We start from the raw sequence: 280 nt of genomic DNA on the forward strand, positions 1-280 counted from the left end.
ATTTCGCTGGCACAGGGTACGGAAGGAAAAAATATCAAACACGATATTTCCTTACCGATTTCTGAAATTCCCGCCTTCATCGAGTACATGGCAACGTGCTTGGAGCAGCATTATCCGGGCTGCCGCACGGTGTGTTTCGGCCATATGGGAGATGGTAATTTACACTACAATATTTCCGCTCCCGAGCACGTCGACAAGCAAGATTGGCTGACCCAGCAAGCCGCTATCAACCGTCTCGTGCATGATCAAGTCGACCGCATGCATGGTTCGATTTCTGTCT

At 49.6% G+C, this 280-nt stretch carries 1 protein-coding gene; it reads left to right on the top strand.

What is annotated here, in order from left to right; all coding sequences use genetic code 11:
• Window positions 1–280, top strand: a 280-nt coding sequence (locus tag QN347_RS19775; RefSeq protein WP_323494392.1) for an FAD-binding oxidoreductase, incomplete at both ends; no start/stop codon positions are given.

It is taken from the genome of Sphingomonas sp. 10B4 (genome assembly GCF_035019905.1).
Classification (GTDB): Bacteria; Pseudomonadota; Alphaproteobacteria; order Sphingomonadales; family Sphingomonadaceae; genus Sphingomonas; species Sphingomonas glacialis.